At 55.3% G+C, this 21,571-nt stretch carries 21 protein-coding genes and 1 pseudogene; 4 read left to right on the forward strand and 18 right to left on the reverse strand.

The annotated features are described in order from the left end of the window. Positions 1-12: 12 nt before the first annotated feature. Entirely contained in the window at positions 13-948 is a 936-nt protein-coding gene (locus CHN51_RS18735) for a lytic transglycosylase domain-containing protein (protein WP_240616991.1), read from the forward strand. Positions 949-1,181: 233 nt separating this feature from the next. Further along, complete coding sequence (locus CHN51_RS18740; RefSeq protein ID WP_123906371.1) at positions 1,182-1,457, forward strand: hypothetical protein; 276 nt, start codon at positions 1,182-1,184, stop codon at positions 1,455-1,457. A 218-nt stretch (positions 1,458-1,675) separates the two neighbouring features. Here CHN51_RS18740 and CHN51_RS20255 read toward each other — a convergent pair whose 3' ends face one another. From CHN51_RS20255 to CHN51_RS18760, 4 genes and pseudogenes are all read right to left on the reverse strand, one after another. Then, a complete protein-coding gene (locus CHN51_RS20255; protein WP_240617001.1) occupies positions 1,676-1,921 on the reverse strand; it encodes a transposase in 246 nt (81 codons plus the stop codon). After that, positions 1,842-2,900: pseudogene (locus tag CHN51_RS18750) on the reverse strand (IS3 family transposase); the annotation flags it as partial. The gene CHN51_RS20255 and the pseudogene CHN51_RS18750, both read right to left, overlap by 80 nt. A gap of 257 nt (positions 2,901-3,157) precedes the next feature. Then, complete coding sequence (locus tag CHN51_RS18755; RefSeq protein ID WP_100095792.1) at positions 3,158-4,066, reverse strand: MBL fold metallo-hydrolase; 909 nt, start codon at positions 4,064-4,066, stop codon at positions 3,158-3,160. Between the two features lie 49 nt (positions 4,067-4,115). After that, positions 4,116-4,568: a sulfur transferase domain-containing protein gene (locus CHN51_RS18760; RefSeq protein WP_100095793.1), complete on the reverse strand. Its 453-nt coding sequence runs from the start codon at positions 4,566-4,568 to the stop codon at positions 4,116-4,118. A 102-nt stretch (positions 4,569-4,670) separates the two neighbouring features. On the opposite strand from CHN51_RS18760, the gene CHN51_RS18765 reads away from it, so the two are divergent. Next, positions 4,671-5,012 carry a metalloregulator ArsR/SmtB family transcription factor gene (locus CHN51_RS18765; protein WP_100095901.1) on the forward strand — a complete coding sequence of 114 codons (342 nt, stop codon included), beginning with the start codon at positions 4,671-4,673 and terminating at the stop codon, positions 5,010-5,012. Between the two features lie 541 nt (positions 5,013-5,553). Here the strand turns inward: CHN51_RS18765 and CHN51_RS18770 are convergent. The 8 genes from CHN51_RS18770 to CHN51_RS18805 form a co-directional block, all read right to left on the reverse strand. Further along, positions 5,554-6,285 (reverse strand): hypothetical protein, encoded by a 732-nt coding sequence (locus tag CHN51_RS18770; protein ID WP_100095902.1) that lies wholly within the window; start codon positions 6,283-6,285, stop codon positions 5,554-5,556. A gap of 49 nt (positions 6,286-6,334) precedes the next feature. Beyond that, a complete protein-coding gene (locus CHN51_RS18775; RefSeq protein ID WP_100095794.1) occupies positions 6,335-7,174 on the reverse strand; it encodes a hypothetical protein in 840 nt (279 codons plus the stop codon). 12 nt (positions 7,175-7,186) lie between these two features. Beyond that, positions 7,187-8,407, reverse strand: a complete 1,221-nt coding sequence (locus CHN51_RS18780; protein ID WP_100095795.1) for a type II restriction endonuclease — start codon at positions 8,405-8,407, stop codon at positions 7,187-7,189. Between the two features lies 1 nt (position 8,408). Beyond that, entirely contained in the window at positions 8,409-8,825 is a 417-nt protein-coding gene (locus CHN51_RS18785; protein ID WP_346426356.1) for a very short patch repair endonuclease, read from the reverse strand. Between the two features lie 28 nt (positions 8,826-8,853). Beyond that, positions 8,854-10,113, reverse strand: coding sequence for a DNA (cytosine-5-)-methyltransferase (gene dcm / locus CHN51_RS18790; RefSeq protein WP_100095797.1), 1,260 nt, complete (start codon positions 10,111-10,113; stop codon positions 8,854-8,856). Positions 10,114-10,263: 150 nt separating this feature from the next. Then, the gene (locus tag CHN51_RS18795; protein ID WP_100095798.1) at positions 10,264-11,073 is read right to left on the reverse strand and encodes a glutaminyl-peptide cyclotransferase; all 810 of its coding nucleotides are present in this window, start codon (positions 11,071-11,073) and stop codon (positions 10,264-10,266) included. Between the two features lie 140 nt (positions 11,074-11,213). Next, complete coding sequence (locus CHN51_RS18800) at positions 11,214-12,068, reverse strand: ImmA/IrrE family metallo-endopeptidase (RefSeq protein WP_100095799.1); 855 nt, start codon at positions 12,066-12,068, stop codon at positions 11,214-11,216. Beyond that, a complete protein-coding gene (locus tag CHN51_RS18805) occupies positions 12,065-12,397 on the reverse strand; it encodes a helix-turn-helix transcriptional regulator (protein ID WP_100095800.1) in 333 nt (110 codons plus the stop codon). The genes CHN51_RS18800 and CHN51_RS18805 overlap by 4 nt, the downstream gene beginning before the upstream one ends. Positions 12,398-12,759: 362 nt before the next feature. On the opposite strand from CHN51_RS18805, the gene CHN51_RS18815 reads away from it, so the two are divergent. Then, a complete protein-coding gene (locus CHN51_RS18815; RefSeq protein ID WP_100095802.1) occupies positions 12,760-13,023 on the forward strand; it encodes a DUF3892 domain-containing protein in 264 nt (87 codons plus the stop codon). 325 nt (positions 13,024-13,348) lie between these two features. On the opposite strand, the gene CHN51_RS18820 is transcribed toward CHN51_RS18815, so the two are convergent. From CHN51_RS18820 to CHN51_RS18845, 6 genes are all read right to left on the reverse strand, one after another. Beyond that, positions 13,349-14,341 (reverse strand): PDZ domain-containing protein, encoded by a 993-nt coding sequence (locus CHN51_RS18820; RefSeq protein WP_164089303.1) that lies wholly within the window; start codon positions 14,339-14,341, stop codon positions 13,349-13,351. 337 nt (positions 14,342-14,678) lie between these two features. Continuing rightward, positions 14,679-15,875 carry a tyrosine-type recombinase/integrase gene (locus tag CHN51_RS18825; protein WP_100095804.1) on the reverse strand — a complete coding sequence of 399 codons (1,197 nt, stop codon included), beginning with the start codon at positions 15,873-15,875 and terminating at the stop codon, positions 14,679-14,681. Continuing rightward, the gene (locus CHN51_RS18830; RefSeq protein ID WP_240616992.1) at positions 15,872-17,416 is read right to left on the reverse strand and encodes a site-specific integrase; all 1,545 of its coding nucleotides are present in this window, start codon (positions 17,414-17,416) and stop codon (positions 15,872-15,874) included. The genes CHN51_RS18825 and CHN51_RS18830 overlap by 4 nt, the downstream gene beginning before the upstream one ends. Positions 17,417-17,514: 98 nt before the next feature. Beyond that, the gene (gene lspA, locus CHN51_RS18835; RefSeq protein WP_100095805.1) at positions 17,515-18,045 is read right to left on the reverse strand and encodes a signal peptidase II; all 531 of its coding nucleotides are present in this window, start codon (positions 18,043-18,045) and stop codon (positions 17,515-17,517) included. 73 nt (positions 18,046-18,118) lie between these two features. Continuing rightward, the gene (locus tag CHN51_RS18840; protein WP_100095806.1) at positions 18,119-20,701 is read right to left on the reverse strand and encodes a heavy metal translocating P-type ATPase; all 2,583 of its coding nucleotides are present in this window, start codon (positions 20,699-20,701) and stop codon (positions 18,119-18,121) included. Between the two features lie 354 nt (positions 20,702-21,055). Then, positions 21,056-21,484 (reverse strand): helix-turn-helix domain-containing protein, encoded by a 429-nt coding sequence (locus CHN51_RS18845; RefSeq protein WP_100095807.1) that lies wholly within the window; start codon positions 21,482-21,484, stop codon positions 21,056-21,058. Between the last annotated feature and the right edge of the window lie 87 nt (positions 21,485-21,571).

Consider the following 21,571-nt stretch of genomic DNA (forward strand, 5'->3'; position numbering starts at 1 on the left):
GGGGTGGTACCAATGCTGGTGGTTATCTCTCGGCACATGATATTTTCACAAGAACCGAAAGGACGCCAGATGGCCCAATTCAAAATTCTCATAGGACTAGCAGCGGTATCATTACTTGCATCAGAAAGCGTTTCAGCAAAACCAAAAAGGACTGTGGTGTTGCTTGATTTTGTTTCAGCACCTGTTGATCCAGAACCGGTTGAGCCGTCTGGAGAAGATTATTCTGGAGTATCTGTCGATGTTGACGCTGTGACCCGATTAATAGCGCGTCAGTTTACCGGGGCAGGGGGAGATATGGAACTCCCCGGATCACGTCAGCCTTCTTTGCAGCGTAGTGCGGTTAATCCTGCAGCATTGGGAAATCCCTTTGTACTTCATGCATTGTCACCCAACTCTTTGGTGCCTCCCGTAGGCCGCACGAATGCCAACGATTGTTCTTTGCCCATGTATCAACCAAGCTTCGGATTTAGTAGGATTGCAGAACAGCGTCGTCGCCAACTCTATCCTCTCGTTCACCGCGTTGCTTGTGAGGCAGGTCTGCCAGTTGGCTTGTTCGACGCGCTTATCATGCAGGAGAGCCGTTATCACGCAGGAGCAGTGTCTCACGCGGGAGCAATAGGTCTAGCTCAGCTTATGCCTGGCACTGCCAAGGATTTGGGAGTTAATCCTCACTCACCAATCGATAATCTAAGAGGTGGCGCCCGCTATTTGAAACAGCAAGTTGATCGTTTCGGCCGTTATGATCTGGCGCTGGCGGCGTATAATGCTGGACCTGGGCGGGTCGAGCGCCGCTGGAAGGTTCCCCGCATTGCTGAAACGCAGGATTATGTGCGTAAGATTCTAGGAAGCTGGTCAGGTGCGCCGATTCCGCTAGGCAAATTCGAGAAGCCGATGTCTTTTCGGCAAGCGCAAATCATCTTTATGGACTACGGGGGTGGTTCACACTGAGAACGAGTGTGGAATCATCCTGACGGCGAGACATTTTTTACATCTTGTTGCCCAAATAAGTGGCAAATTCCTGTCGGTTATGGGAATGAAGATTTCTGGACGGTTCATTAGAGAGGTCAGCAACTCCGATAGAAAGATTCATCGCGTTTTAATAAAATAATGAGAATGAACACAGAACCACGGAACTAAGCGGCGCTTATCATTCTTGTTGGTCAGGAGAGGCTGGGAAACGCGTGACTAACAAGACGGGTAACGATTCATTTGAGAAGCCTGCAATGGACCCGGAGGAGGAAGCTGCCTTTATTCGTAGCATGTTGGGCTTTATTGAGCGGCATGGGCTAGGCACACCGGATTTCATCACAGCACAGATCAACGCTTTGGATTCGTTCGGTGCTACCGAGATGGCGGATTTTTGGCGCGATGCGCTCGCCTTATATGAACGGGCATATAGTGAAGCCCAGAGGAAAGCCCGAGGTGATATGCATCTCCAAATTGTCCCTGGGAAATAAAATCGTAGTCCGGCTACGTCATTTGATTATGAGCAGGGCGGAGAATAGTTTATTGCGCATTGCCGGTATTGGGCGGTCAGCAGGCATTGAGCCTCGCTTTATCTGATGTCTGCTTCAACCCGAGGCTGTGTAAAAACGTTGCGGTTGGTCGGTTCTTTGACCGGTTTTTCTATCGTGGCCGGATTGTTGCCGGTTAATTCAATAGGCGCGCTGATCTTTTATGCCCGGATCGCAGCGATGAGTGGTTTGACACCTATTATCGAGATCATCCGCTTGATATTGTAAGCCAGAACGCTGAGGCTCATCTCTGTGGCGACGTTTTTGATGCGCTTTGTGAGCAAGTGACACGGCCCCATCCAGCCTTTTAGGGTTCCAAAGACACGTTCGACCGTTTGCCTGCGGATGGAACGGTGCACCGCGAACGTGGCGCATCTTCTTGTCGGCCAGATAATCCGCAAGTTCACCCGCAACGTAACTCGGCCCGTTGTCGCTGAGCAGGCGCGGTTTACGCAGCACATGCGCCGACGCACAGCCTGATGCCTCAAGAGCCAGTTCCAGTGTATCGGTGACATCTTCTGCGCGCATGGTCGTGCACAGCTTCCAGCTGATAATATAGCGGCTGTAATCATCGAGGATCGTCGACAGATAATACCAGCCCCAGCCGATGATCTTGAGGCAGGTAAAGTCGGTCTGCCACAGCTGGTTGGGCGCCGTGGTCTTGTCCTTGAACTCGCTTGCAGCCTTCATCACGATGAAGTTCGGGCTGGTGATCAGGTCGTGGGCCTTGAGCAGGCGGTAAACGCTGGCTTCCGACACGAAGTAGCGCTGCGTATCGGTAAATGTTACCGCCAGCTCCCGCGGGGCTCAATTCGCAGCGTTCCAGCGCCATTTCCAGTATCTGGCCCTGCACATCATCCGGGATCCGATTCCATGCCCGGCGCGGTCCTGGACGCCGATCTTCCAGCGCATCCTCGCCGAACCGCTGATACAGATCATACCAGCGGTAGAAGGTAGGCCGGGCAATACCCAGCCTGTCCAGTGTCTGCTTGGCAGGTAGATGACTTTTCTCGACCAGCCTGATGATCTCGAGCTTTTCTGAGGCAGGATATCTCATTCTTCGCCTTCCCCATCCCCGATCATGCTTTTTTTCAGCAGGCGGTTCTCGAGCATCTGTTCAGCAACGACCTCCTTCAGATCGCGGGCTTCCTTACGAATATCACGGACCTCATCGCTATTGGCAGCGCGCGCCGTATCGCCAGCGAGCCGGCGCTTGCCAGTCTCCATAAAATCCTTCGACCATTTGTAATATACGCCCTGTGCGATACCCTCACGGCGGCATAGCTCGGCAATGCTATCCTCGCCGCGCAAGCCTTCCAGCACGATCCGTATCTCCTCCTCTGCGCTATACTGCTTGCGCGTGGCTCTACGGATATCTTTGACCACCGCTTGCGCGGGCTTTTGAGTGTTTTGCTTTCATTTTCGTTCCTTACAATCACTGCAATGAAACCAAAACACTCACTTATTTTATGAAGCCAGTCTGTCTATTGAATGCTGACGGGGGACAGGCCGGTTTCCGTAGGTTCTGAGCTGCAGCGGCGAGGTGGAACTCATCTTTTTCTCCGTTGGGACCGCGTAGGCGCAAACGGTCGAGCTTCAGGATGCGTTTAAGGTGCGCGATCAGCATCCCTGTGAGCAGACGGTTACTGCGTACCCGGCCTGGTCCCGTCGGGCGCGGTTTGTGGTTCGCCCATTATGTTGACCGGCAGCTTTAGATAGACCGTGCCATTGTCCTCAGCTGGAGGCATATAGCCGGCGCGGATGTTGACTTGGATCGACGGCAAAATCAGCTTCGGCATGCCTAGCTGGGCATCGCGCGCCTCTCTCATGGTGACAAATTCATCCTCGCTCACGCCATCATGGATATGGATATTGGCGGCTTTCTGCTCGGCCACGGTCGTTTCCCAGCGATGCTCTGAGCGGCCTTCGGGCAGATAATCATGGCACATGAACAGCCGCGCCTCACCCGGAAGCGTAAAGATTTTGCGGATCGAGCGGTATAATATGCGAGCATCACCGCCAGGGAAATCGGCGCGGGCGGTTCCATAGTCAGGCATGAACATAGTGTCGCCGACAAAGGCAGCGTCACCAATCACATATGTCATGCAGGCCGGCGTATGGCCCGGTGTGTGCAGAGCGCGCGCTGTCATTTTGCCTAAGGGGAAACTGTCGCCGTCATGAAAAAGCTGGTCAAACTGGCTGCCATCACGCGGTAAGTCCGGCCCGGCGTTGAAAATCTCTCCGAACACCGACTGCGTGATGGTGATGTGATCGCCGATCGCCAGCTTCCCGCCCAGCTTTCCCTGAACATAAGGCGCAGCCGAGAGATGATCGGCATGGACATGGGTTTCCAAAACCCATTCGCAGTTTAGCCCCTCGCGCCGAACGTGGTCGATCACGCGATCAGCTGAAATCGTCGCCGTTCGCGCCGCTGCTGCGTCATAATTCAGTACGGGATCAATAATGGCGCACGCGCCGGTTGCGGGATCTGATACAACATAGCTTATCGTGTTGGTATCGTCGTCAAAGAAAGATTGAACGTTGGGGGTCATGGATGTGTCTCACAGTAGGAGGGATGATAAGTTGGCGGCGCAGCGGCAATTAGCCGCTTTGCCCATCGACATAATCGCGCGCGAACCGCTTGAGCGCCGGTGCGTCGCACGCGAAACCCATGGCTTCGGCCTGTTTCAGCGTCGCGTCCCCGCTCATACCGTTTTCGGCGGCAAGGTGCATGCCGGTGAATGCTCCGGCTCGCTTGCCAGATGCGCAATGCACGAACACCGGACCGGGTAGCGTTTTGACTGCGGCGCGGAATTGCTCGACCCGTGCTTCCGTCATCGCATTACCCGCAACCGGGACATGGCTATAGGCCAGGCCAAGAGTGCGGACTTCTTTGCTTTCGTGGGCTGGCTTGAAAGGCTGATCCGGTTCTGCCTCGCAGCGCAGATTGGGCGCCGATTTGTAGTCCGCTTGCGCCGACTCGCGCAGATCATCAGCGGAAGGCGACGCCATTCCAATTGTGAAGCGGTCGTCGATTCTTTTCATATTGGTCATGGCAAAGTTCCTTGATTGTCCGAGTGCCAAAGGCCTTTTGCAAAAGACGCGAAGGCATATTTTTAATTGACTTTATATGCACATCTCCGCATATATGCAAGTGTGAAACCGGAAGAAATCCGCAGACAGGCCGAAAAGGCGCTGTCCCTGCTCAAGGCGTTGGGCAGTCATAACCGTCTAATGATCGCGTGCCAGCTCGTCGAACGCGAACGAAGCGTCGGCGAGCTTGCCGAATTGCTTGGCATACGCGAGGCTGCGGTTTCACAGCAACTGGCGCTGCTGCGCAAAGATGGCTTGGTGAAGCCGCGCCGCGATGGTCGCACGATTCATTATTCGCTGGCTGGTGATGCCTCGCGCCGCTTGTTGGAGACGCTATACGAAATCTATTGCGCGCCCGGCGCAAAGGGCGAGCGAGACGAAGCCGCGCAGGACGACAAACTGTGATTTCAGGTGAGGATCCTTAATGGATGCTGCATTGGGTAGAATCGGGCTGGGATCGCGGCCGTGATTTCGCCATAGATATTGATAGGAAGCTGCGGGACGGTTCGAATTTAGAAAGGGCCAAGACTGTAATATGCCTGCATTCCGCGCACACTTCGATGACGTCCACACCAAAAGGCCAACAAAAAACCGGCAATTGCGAGAGTTCCTGCTACTGCAGCTACAGGATTGATGGGAGTGTGGAGCTTTCTAGCAATTTAGTCTACCGTCCCGAGTGGTAGTACGCCAAGGGGCAATCCGGCCTCGACAATACCTTTGAGAGCCGCGTTCGGTGTGCTTTGTCAACAGGGACTGAGGACGGCGTTCCAGTTCTTGGATCGGCGTGTTCTAAGCGGCTGATTCTTCGAATTTCCAGGACGCAAAGCTAGGCCACGCGGCCATGAGAAAGCATTCCCTGAAACCACTAAGTTCCACTGATGTTCTGAAATGGGGACCAAATAGCCATCATCAATCCGGAAGCAGCAAGCCTTAGAAAAACGCAGCGCTATAGAGATCGAAAGCGGGCGGCTAAGCTAGCTGCAAGGTGCTGGCGACCTTCTGAGTTGTTAAGATAAGACAGGTAACGGTGGTGCTGTAAGTCGAATGGAATATCTGACTGGTTTTGCGTGATTGGAACCACGTGCTTGCCAAGCGTGTGTGCGATGCCGGCTTCGTAAAAGACGTTCGGATTTTTGCCGGTGAAATCGCAAACTACAATCTGCGATCTGAAAATAAGACTGAAGACATCCTGTATAACCGTCGAATGCTGCCAGATGTCTTTCGCGCGCAAAGCCCGGAAACCTGCCTCGGCGCTAGCAGCGCTTATAGACGTGAAAACAGCCTCAAATTCTGCTGAAAACGGTGTCATGACGGAGACTAGGTCTGTTTCTACAGCGCCCTCTGGCACTTCGAAGACTGCTGGCGCAAATGTGACCATTCGGGTGCGGCTGCTCGCCGTCGAAATTATGTCCGCAGGCTCCCCATACATTTCGTGAATGTATTCCTCGATGATCTGAAGGTTCTGGGCGTCCTTTTCGACCAGGTTGAATATGACTGCGTGCGCGTTCCCCGAGTAATCGGGATCATTGAAGCTAAGGCTCCGAAGAAGACGATCATGGTTTGTTATAACGGACATCTCGCCAGTGTGCGCGCCAAGGGTCTGCCAGTCACCGGCATTGAAATTTGCGACGGCTAATCGACACAGATTGATAAGACGCTTGCGTTCAATTTTACTCATCCCAAGTGAGAACATTTTCGCCGATCTTTCCTTGTATGAGTATAGCCGCTTAGTGGCCCAAAATTGTCTGCATTCGACCCTGTAACGCCGCAGATAATGCAGCCCGTCCTTCGGCATTGTTGAGGTAGCGAACATATCTCAGATGCCGAAGATCAAAGGGAATATCGCCCTCATTCTGCGTGACCAGAATAACCTCCCGGCCAAGAGCATGGGCAATTCCTGCTTCGTAAAAAACGTTTGGGTTTCTGCCTGTGCAATCACAGATTACGACTCGCGAACGGTCAATCAGCGACACAACATCCTGAATGATTGCAGGGTTCTCCCAGATGTCGTCTGCACGCCTGCAATACAGACCTGCATTCTCAGCGGCCAACTGGATCGCACCATAGACTTCGTTGAACCCGGCATCGAATGGCATCATTGCCGACGCGAGGGTCGGTTCGATATTCTCATGATCCTCGATCCGGAATACTGTCGGTCGTTGACGGCGCGGCTGTGCATTACGGAGCAGGAAGCGGTACAAATCGACTTCTTTAACGGCCCAGTGATTTCGGGAGAATTCAAAGTCTCGCGGCATATCAAGAGAGTGCCGATTTGCATAAATTAGGATGTTTCGTAAGGGGGCTACGTCTGGATCTATAGCATACTCAAAGCGAACCTCACCGTTTACGATGCGTGCCCTGATAATTGATCCGACATATGCAATTTCATCGCCAGTGCCTTCCTGCATGAACAGGCAGGGCAAACGTGCGAGACTGTCTAGGTCGATGCCGTCTGCAGTACGAAATTGGTCGGCTACGCTGTCCTCGGTGTATTCAAAAACCCTGCCAACCTCCATTGTTTCATTGCCGGTGTTCCATGGCACCGACCGCATGATCAAGTTGAACATTCTGTTGTCCTCTCAAAATTGCTGTCGTTCGCCCACCAGTGCCAGAAATTCTGACACGTCCATCAGCCACCCCTGCTGAGCAGGCCGGAAACTTTCGTGAAGCTTGCGTGGCAGCACAAGCTGAAGTTGCTTGACTTGCATCTCGCTAGTCTGGTTTTCGGATATGCCTGGCTCCAATGTCAGCAGATGCTTGTTATCGATCCGCTCGGCTTCGGACAACACCTGCCGCCAGCGATCTTTCAACGTAGATTTGGCCCCCAGCATGGTGAGTTTTTCTGCCGGGAAAGCAGGGTCATGATAATGCTCGTGGCCCGGAAACAGGAAGTCGGGCTTGTTGCGGTTCTCAGTCTCCTTACCGCGCGAATACCGGATGCTGTTGGCAGTAAATACCGCCTCTAGATGATGCTCCAGCGCTTGCCCTGCGCGGGACTTGCGCCGATTCTGGACGCTGAGGGAGAATGACAGAAAGCCGTCCACGTCCGCGCCTTCTGGCGCATTAAACCCGCCTGCAATGCGCTCTGCCACTATGCGCCGCTCCAGCCTGCGGAAAAGCTGCTCTTCCATGTCGAGCCAGCCCAGCAATGCGCCGTCCGGATCGTCTGCCGGGGAAACGTCTGTCACTGCTGACCGGGCTATTTCGGAAAAGATCTTCGTGGTCGGGAATGTCATGCCGAACTGCTCGATCAGATCATCTAGTCGGTCCGCCTCCGGCTCTTCCGGCTCAATACCCAGCTCGTCCAAGATATAGCGCGCCGCAAAGTCCAGATCGGGATTGCTGGTGCCCGCGATCTCCTGAACGGTGAACTCAAACTCTGGCTGGTCCTCCAATCCGAACAGCCACACAAGCTGGTTCTGGATCGTGCTGTCGACCGGCGTGACAATGACCATGGCAGTGCCGTCACGACAAAGAGCAATGAACAGCACGTCGCCTTCCTGCATCATCCCGGTAACTTCGTTGTCGGGGTAATAAAGACGGTATTCGGTGCGGGTCGCGTGCTTTCGCCGTGAATCATACCAGGTCAGAATGCTGTCAGTTGTGACGGCTTCCTGTTCTTGGCCAAGCCATATGTAGCGGGCCGGAATATTCTTCTGGTCATCATCTCCCAGCAACCGGCGCAGCGGCGCGGAACCGTTGAATTCGTGCTGGTTGGAAGTGTCCGGGCTGGTTTCGACCGCGCTTAAACGTTTAACAGCGACCCCTGCAAAGTAGTCCGAAAGCTGGCCTCGCTGCATGTTATTTTCCCCTGATTTCAAGCTTTGCGGTATCTGATTGCAGCCATTGCCCGCAAGTATCGATCACCTTGTCATGCGGCAATCTCGTTTTGCCCTTGAGGGCGCATTCCCATACTTCGGCCTGTCTCCATCCGGCTTGTGCCAGCGCAGTGCGGGTCCGGGCATCAATCTTGCGGTTACGATCAATCTTCGCGCGCCAGAAGTCCGGGCGTGTCGTTGGCATTCTGAATAGATGACAGTCATGGCCGTGCCAGAAACAGCCGTGCGCCATGATGACGGCACGATAACGCGGAAAAACGATATCGGGCTTGCCCGGCAGCGACCTGTCGTGAAGCCGGAACCTAAAACCTACAGCATGAAGCCCCTGCCGCAGGATCATCTCCGGTTTGCTATTCTTCGACCGGATTCCTGACATCATCCGGCTGCGGACCTCCGCTGCGACTATATCAACCATATGCGGCGGAGGGTTCCCGGTCGGGCCGCGATACTGGATGGGGCGCTTCGTTACTCTGGCAGCCACCTTTGGACACTGCGGCCGCAATATACGGCTGCATTGCTTTCGCCAGAGCTTCAACAACCGGAACGACCACGGCGTTGCCAAACTGGCGATAGGCCTGCGTGTCCGAAACCTCGATGCGCCATTTCCGGTCGCCACGCTCGAAACCCATAAGGCGGGCACATTCGGTCGGCGTAAGCCGCCGTGGCCGGGGGCCGGGCTGGTCAATCAGGATTTCTGATCCGTCCTTGTAATAGCGGGCAGACAGGGTGCGGGTCACATCGTCCGGTCCGAACAGGCTGAAGCCAAACCCGTTGCCCTTCGCCTGATGTTTTGCCTTGTATCCCTGCAGATATTCCCAGAGCCGGGGGGTAAGCGTGTATTTCGGGTCAACGTTCTCGTGCCGGTCCAGAATGCTGCCCAGCTTGGGGCCGTTTTCGGCCAATGGCAGCTCTAGCGTATCTAAATTGAAATCGGTGTCCTCGCGAAATCCGACGATGAATACTCGCTCGCGCTTCTGAGGAACCCATGGCTCTGAACTTATCACGCGCGTCTGAACCTTGTAGCCCAGTTCGTTTTCCAGAACGTTCAAGATCGTGGCGAACGTCCGCCCCTTATCGTGGCTGGCAAGATTCTTAACGTTTTCCAGAACAAAAGCTGCCGGGCGGTGATGCGCGATGATCTGAGCCGTATCGAAGAACAGCGTTCCTTGCGTGTCGCAAAGAAAGCCGTGTGGCCGCCCAAGCGCGTTCTTCTTCGACACACCGGCAATCGAGAAAGGCTGGCACGGAAAACCGGCAAGCAGTACGTCATGCTCCGGAATGCTCTCCGGCTGCTCTGAAAACTCGCGTATGTCCCCGGCAATTCTGTGGTTGTCGCGGAAATTGAGGGCATAGGTTTTCTGCGCGTTTGCATCCCATTCAGACGTGAAAACGCAGTGGCCGCCAATCCCGTTAAATCCGATGCGCAACCCGCCAATACCTGCGAACAGGTCAATAAAGCGGAACGCCTTATCATGGCTGGCGGGTTTCTTGCCCGCCGCCTCGCGCAACACCTTTTCGGCCAGACGGGGCAGACTTACCGTGCCATTCGCATAACGGTAGGCGGTGCGCTCCGACACCTCCAGCAGACTTCGCGCTTCGTCTTGGGTTAGGCCTGCCTGACCGCATAACTGAGTGAATCTTGTAGTCCTTACAGACGTTTTGCGCATCGAAACCCCGCTCTGTGTCAATTTTTGACACCGTGGCAGAAAGGTTCCCAGCTTGCAATAATGTTCTTTGTGTGTTCTCACTTTTTGGCGGTCGGCCATTGGATCCGAAATTGGACGGCAAACTTTGGGTGGTTAGCTGACCGGCGGCTTTTACTTGGTTTCGCGTTTAACCAGCCTAACTTCGTAAAGCCATGGCCATAGCTTTCCTGTCACGAATAGTCGCTGACGATCCCCATCCCAAGCAATCCCGTTCAATACCGCATCACGATCCTTCGAGGTCGCACCCGGAAGTTTTTGCAAATCGATTACGGTCCGCACGGCACCCGTATTTGGATCGATCCCCGCGATAAAGTTAGTCATCCAAATATTGGCGAAAATCATTTTATCGACGAGTTCAAGCTCGTTGAGCCGGGTAAGTGGACGTCCATTGATCGTGGCGGAAATGGTTTTTTGCACGCTGTAGTCTAACGGATCTAGAAAGCGCAGCTTATCGGTTCCGTCGGATGCGACAAGCGCGTTTTGGTAGGTGGTCAGACCCCATCCTTGGAAGGGAAATCCGCCGTCGCTGCGCACCGGAGTTAAGTCTTTCAAACGCCAGCGGTGAATTACCCCATCCGTCCATGTGAGACTGACGAGATCCTCCTGCCATAGCGCAAGACCTTCTCCGAATTGGTCGGATGGAATGCGCTGTCTCTCAACCTCTGCGCCCGTGCGCAAATCGACCTTTCGAATGGTCGATTGGCCAGCTCTTCCTGTGCTCTCGTATAGGTATCCGTCGTGCCACAACAGACCTAGGGTGAAGGCAGTCGGATCGTGAGGATATCGCGCAACTACCTCGATGTCGTAGATCGCCGGTGCGACCTGCTGACCGTCGATTGCATAAGGCAATTGCGATGGATGGTCCGCCAGCGCAAGCGGAGCGCACAGCAGCAATGCAAAAGCGAAAAAGCTTCGGACCATCCCTCGCCATAGAATGTCTTGTTTTAATAAGCCAATCGCTAGCGCTCAACGGCGGTCATTGGGGTCGTTGGGGTCGTTGGGGTCGTTGGGGTCGTTGGGGTCGTTGGGGTCGTTGGGGTCGTTGGGGTCGTTAGAAGCCATCAGTTTCGTTTAGTAAAGCGGTCAAAGCTATCGCTCACGATTTCGTTCTCAAATCCATCTTTCGGTTCGTCGTTTTCGTAAACAAGAACGGATATGGTCATCTCATGTCTGGGAGCGAATACCGCTAATTCGCGAACCGCTTCCTGATCATGCCAAACACCTTCGTCGTGCCGCACACCGTAAGTATCTGGCGAGACAACGGCCGGAGAGGCTGCCCAAGAATCCGAAGGAAGCTCACTACCCCTATCGAACCATATTCCTCTTTGGCGCGCGCGTTTGCTTCGCCAATTCCACAGAACGAAACCGTTGGTAGCCGCAACGACTGCTGCGCATTCACTGGTGCGATCAACCCATTTGAGCGCAGCTGCCGTTCGCGATACATCGTATCGGCTGACGCAATTCTCCAGTAGATCGAAAGTGAAATCGGCGCGACGGATTTGCCTGTCGAAATCGTGAGTCGGCATCAAGATATGCGAAGCGAACTCGTCGGCCTCCTGTTCCATTGCCTTTCGTGCGGCATTGCGATCAAGCCCAGCAAGTTGCTGCTCGCCGCATTCGAACCCACCGGGGCTTTTATGCCTATGCACGAGGTAGTGCCCAAGCTCGTGAGCCAAAGTAAAATTGACTCGGCCAGGCGATGTTATTCCTGGATTATAGAGGATCGCCCATTTGTCGCGGACAGGGCACAACGCTCCTTCGAAGTTCTCAACCTCTGCCTCCTTGATCGCCAATATAGAATCGGGGAAGCGCGCCGAATATTCCATTGCCATCGTTTTGACATCGATGGGAAACCCGTGCGGCCATATTTTACCTAAGAATGCTGCCCAACCGCGAGGGGTCGTCGGTTCCTTCATTGGTCATCGTCCTCCTCCGCAAGCAGGTCGAGGATTTGGCTCAACTTTTTTTTCACGTTCTTATCGGCGCTTTGAAACCTATGGAAGAAAGCCTCGTCCTGCTCGTCCGTAGAAGGCTCGCTGCGTTTATCGTCGAGTAGATATTCCGTGGTGACGCCCAGCGCCTCTGCAATCTTCGCTAATTTCTCCGCAGACGGTCGCGCGACGGGTTTGTTCTCAATCTCCCACATGTAGCTCTTGCTCGCACCGGCGGCGGTGGCGAGCTGATCGAGCGTGAATCCTTTTTCTTGGCGAAGGTCACGAACCTTTCGCCCCAATGGTGATGACATGTTTGCTCCGTTGAAATTCTGTGTTCGGTATGGCTATATCTATCGCACTTGACAAGCGAACTCGTAGTAGCCATATATTGAGTACGCCAAGTCCGAACATCATATTATCGGGAAAGGAGCTTAAAAATGGCTGGCAAGAAAAGCGGCGGTAGCTATCGGAGCGCAATCAGCGGTCGATACGTGACCTCCAAACACGGCAAGGCGAGTCCGCGCACTACTGTGCGGGAGGCATCCGGAAAATCGGGGAGCTCGGGGACGCATTACCGAAGCGCAATCAGCGGTCGGTACGTCACCACCGATCACGGCAAGGCAAGCCCACACACCACGGTGCGAGAGCACTAGGAAGAACAGGAAAAAACGACATGGCTACCCGATATGTAACTAAATCGCGCAAAGATTCCGATGGCGACATCACAGCGCTTTGCAACTCACCCGAAGCGTGGTCCCCACGTATGAAAGCCGACGCAATTCGAGATATCGATGACGGGACGCATAACTATTACGTTTCGTGGACGGACGGAAAGACGACCGAGATCAAAGTTGTCAATGGATCGAACGGCAAATATCTTCGTACCGATCACGACAATACGACACGTAACAATCTGGACGATCTGCCTGATTGTTGAGATAATACTGAGATTGCGGGGTAGGGTAAAACCTATCCCGCAAAGTTCGGTTTTCGATCGTTAAAATCAACACTATGCAGACGATCTAGCTTCTGTAGGTTTTAATTGCCTTAGCATCGAGTTGTTCTGCAGGGACCAGCTGGCAATGTCGCTCCTCCGCAACCTTAATTCCGTCGTCTTCCAAAACAAATTCGAAAATCAGGTGCGAAACCGGCGAAACGACTGTTGCTGAAAAGCCAAGTTAACCTTATCGAAACATACCTACTCAACTGATATATCCCAGTGAGCGTCCGAAATTAGGGTGCAAAGCTGACATTCGTTCTGGTCAATGGTGACCAGCCGAAACGGGTACAAAGTCCTCACGCGGAGTGCCATCAACGTGCGTAAGTCGCTCGGTGGGCAGCTTGATGACGAGCCCGCTATGTTCAAGCCGATAGTCATAGATTGCGCCCAGCAGCCCAGCCATTTTCTGGCCGGTGACTTCCGCCCCGATGGCATCGAACCCGATTGCAAGACCCTCACCCATGCTGCCGGTCCAGCGCCCGACTAACACCCGAACGGGCCCAGCGTGGTGCTTCCCTGTCCTTGGCAAGACTTGCTCAACCCACTGGCGTGCAACGCCACTATCGCGCCCTTCGGCGGGAAGGCTGTGCACCTGGTAGGCGCGGGGCCGGTCTACGAACCAGCCGAGTATCGCGCGCGCTACAGTGGTATTGCCGCCGCTAGGTGTGTCTCTGAGATCAATCACCACGGGCTGCCCGGCGCGGGCACCTGCCATTGCCGCGTCGAACGCTGCAATAGTGGCGGTTTCTCCCAATGCATCATTGATGCGGAGTATGAGTTTGCCTTCTTGCTCCGTCACCGTGACAGGAGGAAGCTCGGCGCGGGGTGTCGAATAGAGGCTTGGCAGTTCGATGAAACGGGTGGTTTCTTCGCCTCGAACCCCAAGACGGCGCGGCCTATCCCTTCTACCAGCGGCTAGGACCCGCGCACCAAATGCAGCTCTGTCGCTCGTTACCGGCAGCCCAAGATCCGCCCAGAAGGCAGCAACGGCTTCCTGGACCGGGACGCCCTCAACACTGACAATCCGCTCTCCCTGCCTGATCCCCGCTTCTTGCGCGGGCGAGCCGCTTCGAACTGCATCGATCATGTAGTCGCCGTCGCTCTCGACTACCCATAAATCGGCATAGCTTGGGAAAACGGCCCAGCTGTCGGCAAGCGAGGATCCGGTGATTGCATGATGATCGGAGAGAGTAAGCAGAACACGCTCTGCATACCGCAGTAAAGAGCGGTGGTCGGTGACCTCTTCCGCTTCCATATGCAGCTTCTCTGAGATTGGCATACTCGCGGTGCCAAAGTGATCAAGGTATGCGTAGGTACGACTTATGAGCGGGCCAATGGAACGTGCATCTTCGCGGATTGATACAGCTTCGGAATCTTGGACTTCAGAAGACTGGGTGGCCGAAGCTTCAGAGGAGATGGTCGGACTGGGGAGGATAGGGCCGTTAGGCGGGATTGCGCAGCCGACGAGAGAGGCTGGAACAATCAGGAGCAATAGATACCGGTGCATGGTGGGCGATGTAGCTGCCGCCTAGAAAGTCGGCAAGCCAAAGCCCGCAACTGGGTCGAAAGCGGTCATTTGGCTTGCAACACAATCATCCTATCATCTTCTCAACTGCTGCCCCGATCTGTCCTGCCGCATCGAGCACATGCTCGTCGTCCATATGCGCGTAGCGCGCGGTGGATTGAACGCTAGCATGGCCCAGCAACCGACCAATCATTGGCAGCGTTTCCTTGTTCATCGCCGCGTGGCTCGCGAATGTATGCCGTAGATCGTGCACGCGCAGGCCCGGCAGTCCGGCCTGCTCGCGGAATTGCCGCCAGAAAGTGTCTATGGCGCGCATGGGTCGGCGGTAAGGAGTATTCCAGAACATCCATGGGATTTTCTCATAACGCGGAATTGTATCAATAATGGCCCGCGCCTCGTTTCCCAGCCAGACCATGCGAGGCCCGGTCTTACCGTGGCGCAGCTTGATCCGGGTTCCGTGAATATCCTGCCAATGCAGGCCGAGTATTTCTCCACGCCTGCAACCGGTGAGCAACAACAGCGTTGCCGCCTTGGCTGCCAACGAACGCATGGCGTGATCGCCGTCGCGCGCTCGCGCTAGCACCAACCCAAGGCGCGCAAGTTCCTCATGCGTCAGAAACCGCTCGCATTGGCGGCGGCGGTTCATACGCACCACACGGCATGGATTGGTGTTCTCCAGCCTGTAGCCCCATGCTTCGGCCTTGTTGAGCATCAGGCTGAGCAGACCGAGCGCCATATTGGCCGCGCCCGGCCCGGTCTGGCGGTTCACCTCGGCAAACCATCTCGTGACATGCTCCTCGTTCAGTTCGTCAATACACAGCTCCGCAAACGCATTCTGGAGGTACAAGCGGCGATATCCGCCATTGATGTCGTAGGTTTTCGGAGACCAGCGCGACGCCCACTTTTCCCAGAACTCGTCGAGGAAATCGGTGTAGCGCGGAGCCGAGCGTATCCGCTTGCGATTTGTGGCCGGGTTCTCTCCCATCCGCGCATGGGCGAGCACCATCCGCGCCACTTGCGTTGCCTGCGTGCGCGTGAGGACCGACGCTGGTCCAAGCGTGACCGTCCGCAGCTTCCCGCCCATCCGCGTCTGCACAATGTAAACGTTCCTGCCCGACGCGTAATGACGAATGCCGAATCCATGCTCGATTGCCAGCCAAGTGGTGGTGCGCGGCTTGCCCCTCGGAATCCGGATGAGGCTGACATCGGCTCCGACCTTTGCCAGCGCGTCCTCGACCACCTGCCTGAGCGCGAGCGCAGTCATGTTCTAAGGCCAATAGCTGAAGCGAGCGAACCCGACACGCGCTGCGCGGCGTCGGCCACGAACTCATCAGCAAGGTGCGCATATTTGGCAGTGGTTTCGGGCAAAACGTGCCCAAGCAACTTGCCGATGGTCGCCAGCGGCACGTCGTCCATAATAGCGGTCGAGGCGAAGCTGTGCCGGAGATCGTGAATGCGCACATCTGGGAGCGCGCAACGGCGGCGGAACTTCGACCACCACATGCCGACATTGATGGGTTTCGTGCCGGTACGATCGGGAAACACAAACGGGCAGTCGCTTCTTTGCTCAATCCCTTCGAGCACCGCGAGCGCCTGACTGTTGAGCCATATGAGCTTGGGTCCGGTCTTGCTTTCAGGGAGCACAAGGCGAGGCGGCTTTACCCAGTCCCAGCGCAGCTTCTCGATCTCGCTCCGGCGCGCTCCGGTATAGAGCAGCAACCGGATAACCGCGACCTGCTCTGGGGCTTCATTCTCGCAGGCGCGCAACTCTGCACCAATACGTGCATATTCGCGCGGGGTCAGATAGCGCTCCATCGCCTGCCGCTTGTAGCGCGGCATTCCGCGACACGGGTTTGATCCCTTGCGGCGCATCCGCAGCGCCTCGGCATATTTGAGCAATGCCGCCAGAACCGGGACCGCGCGATTGAAGCGCGCTTCCTTCTCGCCTGCGCATGCATCGCGCCAGCGCACGACCTCCGCCTTTGAGACATCGGCAACGAGGACCTCGCCAAAGTGCTCGGCAAGGTCAATTCTCCATGCATTCGCATTGCGCTTCGCGGTTGATGGCTTCCAGACCCTTGCGAGATCATCGAAATGGGTCGCGACGAAATCGTTCATCGTCGGGGTTGATTTAACCACTACTCGTTTTGGCAAGCCGTCCAGCGCCGCTTCTGCGAGCAGACGACGCGCCTGAGATCGCGCAAGTAAAGCATCAAGATCGTCGGTTTTGCCGAGCGTGATCCTGCGATGCTTGCCACGATGCCTAAGCCGAACGAACCAGAAGTAGTTGCCAGTGGGCCGAACTCGCAATCCGAAGCCAGCCAACTCGGTATCCCAGATGCAATATTCGTTCGCTTTTAGCGGCAACTTCCGGCGTGCGAAATTGCCGTCCAAAAAGGCCCTGCGGCCCGCTTTTCTTCGCATGGGGACCATATGGCCATCGCTCATATCCGAACTGTCGCCCAAAGTCCCGGAATTCTGCGCATTTGCGGGGACCAGATAGCCATCCGCAGCTACCGATCTGCTAAGCGCCAGATTGAACGCGCGCGCTGATTCTACTGCACTTTTTCCCATAATGGTGCGGCATGCCGCGTTCGGTGTGCCATCGCCGTCGACGATAACGAGGTCGACCTCGTCAGCACGCCGTACAATCTTTTGGCTCATATCGTCAGCGCATTTGCTCAAACTGTCGATCACGGTGAGGCCACCGCGCTGAAGTTGCCGGGCTACCCCATTGGCCATATTACCATGACCGTTGCGACTTTGTGCATTCAAAAACAAAAGCGCCCGTCTTTTGGATTGCATATTGAGTCTAATGGTCATCCCTAGCCGCCGTACTGCGGTTATCTGGTCGAAGGGTCGTCCGGCAACTGATTTCGGGGTCAAACCAACCCTTTTACAGTTCATGCTTTGGGGGCCTTGCTGTCCGGTTCCTTATAGGTTGGGCCAGCAAAACGGAATGGCAGTAGGGAACTTAGAAGCAGAAGCCCTACGCCGCTTACGATCATAACGTCGGCCAAATTGAAAGTCGGCCAGTGCCAAGTCCCGACGTAGATGTCGAGAAAATCGGTCACCGCGCCATGACGCACTCTGTCCACGATGTTTCCGATGGCGCCCCCGGCGACCAGACCGAGTGCAAATGTCTCGGCAAATTTTGTCGCTCGCACTGCCCAAATGAGGATGCCGATCACGATCGCCATTGATAATCCGGCAAGCAATAGCGGATAGGCCGAGAATATATCTTGGAACATGCCGAAACTGACCCCTGTGTTGTAACCCAGCCTGAGATTAAGAAATGGCGCAATCTCGATTACCCGCGGCGGCTTCATCACCGCATTGACGATCAGCCATTTTGTGGCGAAATCGATGGCAAACGCGGTAGTGGCCGCAATTCCTACCAGAAATATCTTCTTGGTCAAATTCGAATAGCTCATGATCGGATGGTCCTCATTGGCTTGCAGTGCACGGCCAAAGGCGCAACTGTGTTCAGTTTGAATTGATGTAGGCTCACCCTGGTTCAGCGATGCTTAAGACGTCCCGGTCAGTGTGCGGACCGGTCTTCGTTGTGCGCCCATCGGTCTGACCCCGATTGAGCAAACGTAGCCCGTTAAGAACCACCAGCAGCGACGCGCCAACATCGGCCGCAATAGCGCCCCACAGCGAAGCAAGGCCGACAATAGTCAGTGCCGTGAACACAAGTTTGACGGCGATTGAGAATGCGACATTCTGATGAATTACAAAAAGCGTGGCGCGCGAATGCCGGACCAACCAGGGAAGTTTCGAAAGATCATCCGACATCAGCGCCACATCGGCTGTTTCGATGGCGGCGTCGCTACCCATTGCGCCCATTGCCACGCCGATATTGGCGCGCCCCATGGCCGGCGCATCATTGACCCCATCACCGACCATAGCAACCGATCCGTAGCGCCGTACAAGATCCTCCACAGCGGCCACCTTGTCGGCAGGCAGCAACTCAGCGCGAACCTCGTCGATACCGGTTTGCCTCGCAATCAATTCCGCTGTTGCCTGATTATCACCGGTGAGCATCACGACATGCTCGATTCCCGCCTGATGCAGCGCAGTGACAATGCTTCTTGCTTCCGGCCTGACGGCATCGGAAACGCCGACAAGACCCCAAACCTCCTGACCCTCACCAATCGCGACGAGCGTATGGCCAGCTGCTGTAAGTGCGTCAATATGCTGGGGGACGGAGCCAGAGATAACACCCTGTTCTTCAACATAGCGGCGTGAACCGAGCCACATGTTGCGGCCAGCCACTCCTCCGGTGACGCCTCGACCAATGATAGCCTGAACAGATTCGGCGGGTGCGGCAACGATATTCAACTCATTGGCCTTTGCCATGATCGCGCTTGCGATTGGATGCGCACTACGTGCCTCCAACGCGGCCGCCACCTTGATGATTTCATGGATGCTACGGCCTGAGAACGGTACGATCTCGACGACCTGGGGCCGACCTTCCGTCAGCGTACCTGTCTTGTCCATCGCGATGGCTTTAAGGCGCGCGGGCGTTTCGAGATGTGTCCCCCCTTTCACAAGAACGCCCTGCTTCGCGGCTCCCGCGAGCGCCGCCACGATCGTCACCGGGGTTGATATGACAAGAGCGCAAGGGCAGGCTATAACAAGAAGCACGAGGGCGCGATAAAACCAGACGCCCCAGTCTCCCCCGAAAAGCAGAGGCGGTACAAGAAATATCGCGACGGCAAGGACCATCACAAGAGGGGTGTAGACACGCGCGAACTTCTCCACCCATTGTTCACTAGGCGCGCGCCGGTTCTGTGCCGAGCCCACCATGCGAATGATCTGGGCTAGTGTCGTGTCATTCGCCGCCTTGGTGATCAAAACTTCGAGCGCGCCCTCTCCGTTGATCGTCCCGGCAAAGACCTCGTCACCCGGGGCTTTGAATACGGGCACGCTTTCTCCCGTGATCGGCGCTTGGTTTATCTCGCTCTCACCAGTGACTACTCGCCCGTCGAGCGGCATCTTGTCTCCTGGGCGAACGATGATATGCGCACCGACCGGGACTTCGCCTGCCGGGACGTCGCGTTCGGAGCCATCTTCAAGCTTGATGCGTGCTGTCGGTGGAGCCAGTTCCATGAGGGCTGCTACAGCGCGACGTGCGCGGCCGAGGCTCCACGCCTCAAGTGCTAGGGCCAATGCGAAAAAGAAGGACACCGTAGCAGCCTCGAACCAGGCACCGATGCCGATTGCGCCCGCGACTGCGACCATCATCAGCAAATTCATATCTGGGCGAAGGCGCTTGGCTGCGAGCCAAGCCTTTGGTGCAACGTAGCGCGCCGCGCTGAGCACCGCGATTGTGTAGAGCAGAATGCTCGGCAAGGGAGTTGAGCCTAATCCATGTTCTCCTGCCTCGAAAGCCGCTAACACACCGCCAGCCAGCAAGGCATGGACAGCAAACCCTAGCGCCGTAAACAAGCCGCTCGCTGTCGTCAGCCAAGACTGAACCCGCTTACGGCGGACTTCGGTTTGCGCTTCTTCGCTCGTTTCACCCTCGGTCCACGGCTCCGCTCGTAGTCCAGCGCGGGTAACAGCCTCTACAATGCTGGCTTCAAGAGAAACGTTGGGCTTCATATCGATCGACATGCGGCCATTGAGCAGATCGAAAGCGAGCTTATCTTCCCCGACCAGTGGGCCGACTTCGCGCTTCAGCGCTGCGATTTCTTCGGCACAATCCATGCCGTGAATGCGCAATAGAATTTGATCGGACATAGGTGTTGGACGTGGAGAACCGAGCGCTTCGCGCACTTGTGACCCGCAGCACGCTGCGTCTTCAGAAACTTCAACAGGATCCAGCATATGCGGCGAACTTTCAGATGTTTGCCAAAGCTTAGCATGCATGCCCTTTTTGGCTACTGCGGCCTCAATCTCTGCCGCCGCAATTTGATTAGGTGTATGTACAGTCATGAAACCGTTCTCAGTGTCGAAGGCTAGCGTATCTTCGCCTCCGACGAGTGGGCCCACTGCAGCACGGAGCGTGCGAACCTCGTTCTGGCAGGTCAGACCATCAATTTTAAAGCGCAACGGGTCTGGAAGACTGATTGTTTTGGTCATGATTTTACCACCATATTTCAAATTGGAGGGACTTATTTCGACACGCGGCACGCACCATACATTCTGTAGCCACTACAGAAGCAACAAGTATCTCGTTTCTGGTTACAAGTTGTCCACAGAAATCGTATTGCCTTATTCACCGCTCGATCTGCCGATCCGAACCGTACAGATCACTGTACGCGATAGACATCTGTGCTAGGGTTTTGCTCGCACACGCAAAAGCAGGGGCTTTTAGACCCGTCAGGCTGATAATGGTTTATTGTGAACTAGCCCGACACGGATAAATAGCAATCAGGCTGGAGCCCGGCGCTAGAAGCCTAAATTATTGCTGCGCTTTCTAGTGGAAATAGGTCCTTATGTAGATTCTTGTTCTGATAAATCCGTCGGCGAGTTATGATCGGCCAAGACTTCGATGATCCGGCAATCAGCGATTTTTCCGTTAGCACATGAGCCGATCATACGGGAAAGTTCCTGTCTCAATCCAAGGAGCCGTGAAATCCGGTCGTTGACCGCGACAAGTTGATCTTGGGCGATCCGGCTGACTTCCTCGCATGAAGCGTCAGGTATCTCGCTTAGTCCTAGCATAGCTCGGATTGATGCAATATCGAAGCCAAGCTCGCGCGCATGACGAATGAAGCTGAGCTGCTTGACGTCCGCTGACCCATAAAGCCGCCGACCGCTTTCTGTCCGACCGGGTTTCGGCACGAGGCCTATCCGCTCGTAATAGCGGATTGTCTCAATCTTCACGCGGGCCCGCCGCGACAAAACACCAATTGTAAACATTTTTCTCCATTCTGTAGTTACTATAGATTGGAGTAGCAAATCGTCTGGAGCCTGTGAACCGGGCAATTCGGGGAAAGACCGATTATC

The organism is Sphingorhabdus sp. YGSMI21, assembly GCF_002776575.1.
Taxonomy (GTDB): Bacteria; Pseudomonadota; Alphaproteobacteria; order Sphingomonadales; family Sphingomonadaceae; genus Parasphingorhabdus.